This window comes from Variovorax raffinosi (assembly GCF_051216615.1).
In the GTDB taxonomy this organism is placed as follows: Bacteria; Pseudomonadota; Gammaproteobacteria; order Burkholderiales; family Burkholderiaceae_C; genus Variovorax.
In genome coordinates this window covers 105,458-112,042 of record NZ_JBPJZR010000014.1, presented here as the reverse complement: position 1 = coordinate 112,042, position 6,585 = coordinate 105,458, and the positions used below count along the sequence as shown (strand labels likewise).

Sequence of the window (6,585 nt, the reverse complement as noted above, 5' to 3'; positions counted from 1 at the left end):
CCTGGCCTTTCCCGCAACCGGCGATCCCGGGTGCGGGGCTGGCCGGGCGTTCAGCGAAAACCATCATGACCCCCAACACCCAGGCGATTCGCAGTGCGCCGGACCGGTTCTCCATGCTGTTCCCATCGATCTGGCGATCGCTGGACGAGCGCATCGCGCTGCCGGCCGTGGACGTGGCGTTGCGCGCACCGAAGAAGAAGGCGCCCGCGATCGATCTGCAGGCGCATCTGGCGGCGAACTACAACGCGCTGCATCGCCGGCTGGAGCGCCAGCTCGGGTGTGCGGACATGGCCAGCGAATGCCTGCACGACGCATGGCTTCGGCTGGGCGAGCGCTGCCCGCAGGAGATGCCGGGCAACCCCGATGCGTATGTCTATCGTGTGGCCTGCAACCTCGCGATGGACAGCCTGCGCATGCGCAAGCGCTGGCTGGGCCTGAACGACGAGGGAGCGGACGTCGATGTCATCGCCGACCTGCAGCCCGGCCCCGAGCTGATCGCCGAGGCCCGCTCGGAAGTGGCGGCGGTCGACCGCGCCATGCAGCGCCTGCCGCGCCGCCATCAGTCGGTGCTGCTGGCCCTGCGCTGGCACGAGATGTCGCGCCAGGAAGTGGCACGGCGCCACGGTGTGTCGGTGCGCAAGGTGGACACCGCGCTGCGGCAGGCCCTGGGCGTGCTGCGTTGATGATCGATCAGGGAGCGCGTGACCGGATGCGAGGCCTCTGCGCGTGCCGCTGTCACGCATCCTGTTGCACAGTCATTCAGGAAGTGGAGGAAGTCAGATGATGAAGTGGATGTCGCCCATGCGGGTCACCATGCAGGAGCTGGATGCCAAGCTCTCGAAGATCGTCGAGCGGGCGCGCGAGGAGCCGGTGGCGGTCAACCGCTACGGCTCGCCGTGGGTCTGGATCGTGAGCCACCAGGCCTGGGTGCAGGCCGACAACCTGCGCGCGCTGGTGCCGCAGAGCCACCCGCTCGTGCCGCTGCACGACCTGGTGGAAGACGCGCTGCGCTACGAGCGCGACCTGCTCGCCGACCTGGAGCACCAGCACGGCAGCACCATCGGCGCGGCCACGTTGTTCAAGTGCCTGATGCTGCAGATCATCTATTCGCTGGAAGACGGCGAGAAGGTGCACGAGAGCCTCACCTACAACATGCTGTTCCGCTGGTTCGTGGGCTTCGAAAAATTCGCCGACGAACTGCCCGCGCGCGCCGCGTTCACGCGTGAACTGAACGCCGTGGGCGCCGATGCGCGCGCGGTGCGCGTCATCACGCGCTGCCTGTCGCACACCTTCCTGCCGGAGTCGGGCGATGGCGACTTCCGCGTCAACCGCGGGCTGCTGCATGCGCTGTCGGCCTGGGCCTCGGCCTCGTCCGGCGCGCCTGGTGCGAGGCCGCACGAAGTGGTGCGGTAGATGCCGGCCCGCCGGCGCGGGTCGTCGCGAGCCTCAGCGCGCCGCGTCGGCCGGCCTGGCCCTGGCGATGCCCGGCGTCGCGGGCTGCGGGATCATCGGCGCGGCAATGCGCTCGGTGGTGCCGGCCTTGTCGATCACCACCGCGTTCGCCTCGATGGCCTTCAGCGTGACCGAACGGGCCAATGCCTCGCCGACCTGGTAGGGCCTTGCGGGCGCGTCGTTGACGGCCAGCACCACGACGCCTTGGTCCGCGCTCTTGATGAGCCCCTTGATCGCGATGTTCGCGCGCAGCTCGCCGGGGCTGAACCACGCGGCAATTGCATCGGCCGTGGGGTCTGCCTGCGTGCTGCTCTGCACCGGCGCGGGGGCTGCCTGCGGCGCCGGCTGGCGCAGCAGATGGGCCCATGTCGCCACGCCCCCCACGACAAGCAACAGGCCCACCGCATGAACGGTGTACTTCGCGAAGGGGCGGGCGGTTGCGGCGGCGGTCATGGTCTTCCTTGTCGCGGATGCGGGGTGGTGGGCTTCGTGTCTATCACAGGGGCGTTGGGGTTTCGTGTCAGCGCTTTCATGCGCGCATCACACAGGCCTCCTAGCATGGGCTGCGGCCTCGTAAATCCTCCGGGCGCCGCGACATGAAGGTGCGCATGCCACAGGGAACCTTGCCAGCCGGCGAACGCGGCTTCTCGCTGATCGAGCTGATGGTCGTGATGGTCATCGTCGGCATCGCGACCGCGGCGATCAGCCTGAGCATCGCGCCCGATCCCGCGCAAGACCTGCGGCGCGATGCGCGCGAACTGGTGCAGCACCTGGCGGTCGCGCAGAACGAGGTGCGCGTCGACGGCCGCGTGATCGCATGGCAGCCGAATGGCGACGGCTACAGCTTTGCGCGCGGCACCTGGCAAGCCACGCCCGGCAGTGCGATCCCGGTGGTGTCGACAGTGGGTGCGCTCGACACCTTCGTGCGCGACGATGAACTGCGCCCCCGGCAGTGGCGCGTGACGCCGGTGGAAGTCACGCCCGCGCGGCCGGTGTTGCTGACTTCGGAGCCCATCGGCGCGAGCTGGCGGATGGAGCTGCGCCACGGCAGCGCCACCGTGGTCGTGCTGCGCGATGCGGCGGGTGGCTACGAGGTTCGCTGAGTCATGCGCACGCGGCCTTCATCGTCATCGTCGTCTCCGCGCATCGGCGGCTTCACGCTGATCGAGGTGTTGATGGCGCTGACCATCGTCAGCATCGCGCTCGCGGCCATCGTGCGTGCTTCGAGCCTGACCATCACCAACCTCGGCTTGCTGCAGCAGCAATCGCTGGCCATGCTGTCCGCGGAGAACCGGCTTGCGGAGCTGCAGATCGGGCAGGGACCGAACACGCCGGGCGTGGTCCGCAGCCCGTGTCCGCAGGGCGGCGTGCGGCTGGTCTGCCGGCTGGAACTCAGCCCTGCCGTCGATGGGCTGCGCGCGGCCACGGTCGATGTGTACCTGGCGGAAGAGGGCGGCAACCGGCTGGCCTCGCTGCGCACGCGCCTGCAGGAGACACGCTAGATGCAACCGCGACAGCAGGCAGGCTTCACGCTGATCGAAGTCATGATCGCCATCACGCTGATGGCGGTGCTGAGCGTGATGGCATGGCGCGGCCTGGACAGCGTGACGCGGGCCAACAGCAGGCTGGAAGAACGCACCGAAGACCTCGCCCGCCTCATGCGCGCGCTCGATCAACTGGAGCGCGACGTGGGCCAGCGCGCCACCACCGAGCTGTCGCCGGCCGCCGGCATCGAACTGCTGCCGTCCGCGCTGCAGGTGCGCCGGCAGAACGACCTGCCGTTCTTTCTGGAAATCATTCGTGCCGCGCCGGCCGCGCCGGGCTACTGGCAGCGCGTGCAATGGTGGCGGCGCGGCGACGCGCTCTATCGGGCCACGGGCGCGGCCGCCGCTTCGTTTCCCTTGCCGGCGCCGGATACGGCCGCGCGCGTGGCGGTGCTGGATGCCGTTTCGGTCTTCCAGCTTCGCGCATGGGAGCCCGGCCAGGGATGGCGCAACCTGCCGGGCGTTGCACCCGCGCGCGCCACCGCGACGGGGCTGGAACTGGAGCTTGGCATCAAGGGCAATGGTGACGGCGGCGTGCAGACCTTTCGGCGCGTGTTCGTGCTCAATTGATGCGTTGCCGAAGGGGTCACGAAGCCTCGCTATAGTCAGGGCTCCATGCAAAAACGAATAGTGGTGACCTTCGTCTCGCGGCGAAATTCATTGCGCAGCATCCTCGCCGAAGCCTGCCTTGCGCATCTGGACCCCGGGCGGTTCTCGGCCCATTCCTGCGGTCAGCCCGGACAAGTTGCCGGCGCGATCCATCCTGCCGCCATTGGCGCACTGCTCAGTGCGAGCATGTCCGTTCCGACCAGGGGGCTGCGCAGCTGGGACGAACTCGCGCGCTCCAATTCGGTCGTGGCCGACTTCATCATCACGCTCGATGCCGACTGCCAACCCCTGCAGCCATCGTGGCCCGGCCAGCCCGACGCCGCGCTGTGGGCCTACCCGGACGTGGCCGCCGGCAAGGACACGGAAGAAACCGCGCATGCCGCGATCCAGATGCTGTTCTCGCTGCGCCGCCGGCTGGAGCTGTTGGTGAGCCTGCCGATGCACGGGGCCGACCGGGCGGCGGTCCGCTCCGATGTAAGGGACCTCGGGTATATGCGCTAGCCGCGCCAGGCCTCAAACTGGCGCCATGAAACATCCATTTGCCGAACTGATCAATCTGCACTTCGAAGAAGCGAAGGCCGGCTCTAGTACGGTGACGCTGGTCACCGCAGCTCAACACCTGAATCCACATGAGGTAGTTCACGGTGCCGTGTTGTTCGCCATGGCCGACACGGGCATGGGATCGGCGCTTTACCCCACGCTCGACGATGGCGAGATCTGCGCCACGATCGAGATCAAGATCAACTACTTCAAGCCTGTGTTTCAAGGCAAGCTCGTCTGCAGGACGGAACTGCTCAACCGTGGCAAGGCCGTTGCCAACCTGGAGTCACGGCTGTATCTGGACCAGGTCCTCGTGGCGCAGGCGAACGGGAACTACGCGATCTTTCGTCCTCGGCGTGCTGAGGGCTGAGTTGCATCCGGCGGGTTTTGTCTCTGTCCTCATTCAAAAGGTATGGGATCGCTGACTCGGAGGAGCGGGCGATTGACGCGCGCAGCCTTCGCTGCTTAACATCAATGCACCTTCCATCGTCGACGTGCCATGAAACGCCGTGAGTTCGTTCTTGTTGGCACTGCGCTCGCCTCACTCGGCGTGTCAGCGTGTACCCATTCGATCGGAGGCTTCGCCGCGACAACCTCGCGAGACGATGGCTGGAAGGCCGCCGCGGGCGACGATGACAAGCTCGTTGACACCACCGCACTCGGCAAGATGGCCGATCGGCTCGCGGCTTCGGGCTCGAATATTCACTCCGTCCTTGTCGTGCATCGCGGCAAGCTCGTTTTCGAGCGCTACCTCCAAGGCAGCGATCAGGTGCCAACCAGCTTTTTCGGCAGCCGCGTCGAGAACGTCGTCTTCAACGCCGGCACGCGCCATGCAATGAAGTCAGCGACGAAGAGTGTCGCGTCGCTCGCCGTCGGCATCGCGATCGACCGGGGGCTGATCCATGACGTCGACGCGCCGATTCTTGGCTTCTTCCCCGAACTCGCAGACCTGCGAACGCCAGAATCGGATCGCCTGTTGCTGCGGCACGCGCTCGGCATGACGCTCGGCCTCGAATGGACCGAGTCGACGCCAGCAACCGGCGATCTCGCGAACGACGAAACGCGCATGTATGTTTCGGGCGATCCGTGCCGCTACGTGCTCACGCGCCGAGCTGTGGCTGCGCCTGGGCAGCAGTTCTTCTACAGTACCGGCGCCCTGGCGCTTGTATCGGCGATCCTGCATCGGGCTACCGGCAGGCCACTCGACGAGTTCGCGCGAGCGAGCCTGCTGGAGCCCCTGGGCATCTCGGGCGAAGAATGGAGCCGAATGGGCAGAGACAGCGACGCAGGCGGTGGCCTTCGCATGCGTCCGCGGGACATGGCGAAGATCGGACAGCTCGTGCTGGCGGGCGGGCGCTGGGATGGACGCCAGATCGTGTCGAAGGGCTGGATCGAAGCTTCCACCGCGTCGCTCATCAAGGCAACGGACGACCAGGACTACGGCTACCTTTGGTGGAGCGGCCATGCCAGAGCGCACCGACGAACAGTCCGCTGGATCGGGGCGCTCGGTCGAGGCGGGCAATCGATCCGAATCGTGCCCGAGCTCGATCTCGTCGTCGCAGTGACGGCAGGCTACTACCAGGACTACAGCCCGCAGGCATTCAAAGTGCAGTACGGCGTGTTCAGCGACGTGCTGCAGGCTATCTCACCGTCCCTGTGACCTCGGATACCGTGACTGGAATCCACGTTGTGCTCATCTCCGCAGTCGCTGGTGACCATTTTGACGGCGCCTGAACGAACCCCGAAATACCGGGCGGTCTCGCGAAACGCGCACACGGCGACTGGCCGCTTGGCGATGGCCAACGCGGTGCTCGCTACGTCCGCTTTGGGCGGCCCTTTGAATTAACTCCCAATCATGAAATTTGAGGGCGAGAACTTTGCGTCGGTAGATGCACCATCCGACGCCGTCCTCAAAAGCCGGCTGCTCGCGCTCAAGAGCTATGGTCGGCATTCGTACGCATCGGTGACCGACGCTCGAGGAAACTATCTTCAGGTGGCTGGTGGCCGCGTCACCTGTACGTCGTGTCGAGGTCCGTCTCTGAAAGGGGCGTGCCGTTAGTCGCATCGTATCCGGGCTATCGACCGAAAACTTCCAATCACCGCATGGCCAGGTCCAGACCCATCCAATTGCAAACTTCAAAGGTGAGGAAAAGCACGAGGAACGCAGAAGCGACGAACGCCGTGCCCACCTTGATGGATGTCAGTACCACTGCAGCTGTCTTTTGATTCTTGTCCTTCTGTCCCCGTTCGTAATGCCACTTGACGGCTAAATACATGCCCACGCTGAGCACGAGGACCTTGAAAATAACAAAAGAGATAGGGATTGAATTCATGGTTGAAAGGATATTGGGTGACAGACGGCGAAGTGCTCGAGTGCGGCGAGTAGCTCAATAGACCGATGAAGAAACGGAAATTCAATCAATCAATCTAACGAAACGGT

10 protein-coding genes are annotated in these 6,585 nt (G+C 65.6%); 8 read left to right on the top strand and 2 right to left on the bottom strand.

Translation table 11 applies throughout. From position 1 onward, the window contains the following. Positions 1-65: 65 nt before the first annotated feature. Complete coding sequence (locus ACSFB7_RS31440; RefSeq protein ID WP_435476260.1) at positions 66-683, top strand: RNA polymerase sigma factor; 618 nt, start codon at positions 66-68, stop codon at positions 681-683. 97 nt (positions 684-780) lie between these two features. Continuing rightward, entirely contained in the window at positions 781-1,413 is a 633-nt protein-coding gene (locus ACSFB7_RS31435) for a transposase (protein ID WP_435476259.1), read from the top strand. A 33-nt stretch (positions 1,414-1,446) separates the two neighbouring features. Here ACSFB7_RS31435 and ACSFB7_RS31430 read toward each other — a convergent pair whose 3' ends face one another. Then, the gene (locus tag ACSFB7_RS31430; RefSeq protein ID WP_435476258.1) at positions 1,447-1,905 is read right to left on the bottom strand and encodes a type II secretion system protein N; all 459 of its coding nucleotides are present in this window, start codon (positions 1,903-1,905) and stop codon (positions 1,447-1,449) included. Positions 1,906-2,060: 155 nt separating this feature from the next. Between ACSFB7_RS31430 and ACSFB7_RS31425 the strand changes: the two genes are divergently transcribed. The 6 genes from ACSFB7_RS31425 to ACSFB7_RS31400 all read left to right on the top strand — a co-directional run bounded on the left by ACSFB7_RS31425 (position 2,061) and on the right by ACSFB7_RS31400 (position 5,805). After that, positions 2,061-2,555: a prepilin-type N-terminal cleavage/methylation domain-containing protein gene (locus ACSFB7_RS31425; protein WP_435476257.1), complete on the top strand. Its 495-nt coding sequence runs from the start codon at positions 2,061-2,063 to the stop codon at positions 2,553-2,555. Positions 2,556-2,558: 3 nt separating this feature from the next. Next, positions 2,559-2,954, top strand: a complete 396-nt coding sequence (gene gspI / locus ACSFB7_RS31420) for a type II secretion system minor pseudopilin GspI (protein ID WP_435476256.1) — start codon at positions 2,559-2,561, stop codon at positions 2,952-2,954. After that, positions 2,955-3,566, top strand: coding sequence for a prepilin-type N-terminal cleavage/methylation domain-containing protein (locus tag ACSFB7_RS31415; protein WP_435476255.1), 612 nt, complete (start codon positions 2,955-2,957; stop codon positions 3,564-3,566). A gap of 45 nt (positions 3,567-3,611) precedes the next feature. Next, complete coding sequence (locus ACSFB7_RS31410) at positions 3,612-4,106, top strand: low molecular weight phosphatase family protein (protein WP_435476254.1); 495 nt, start codon at positions 3,612-3,614, stop codon at positions 4,104-4,106. Between the two features lie 25 nt (positions 4,107-4,131). Next, positions 4,132-4,515 (top strand): PaaI family thioesterase, encoded by a 384-nt coding sequence (locus ACSFB7_RS31405; protein ID WP_435476253.1) that lies wholly within the window; start codon positions 4,132-4,134, stop codon positions 4,513-4,515. 129 nt (positions 4,516-4,644) lie between these two features. After that, complete coding sequence (locus tag ACSFB7_RS31400; protein ID WP_435476252.1) at positions 4,645-5,805, top strand: serine hydrolase domain-containing protein; 1,161 nt, start codon at positions 4,645-4,647, stop codon at positions 5,803-5,805. 436 nt (positions 5,806-6,241) lie between these two features. Here the strand turns inward: ACSFB7_RS31400 and ACSFB7_RS31395 are convergent, their stop codons facing one another. After that, positions 6,242-6,478: a hypothetical protein gene (locus ACSFB7_RS31395; RefSeq protein ID WP_435476251.1), complete on the bottom strand. Its 237-nt coding sequence runs from the start codon at positions 6,476-6,478 to the stop codon at positions 6,242-6,244. Positions 6,479-6,585 lie beyond the last annotated feature (107 nt).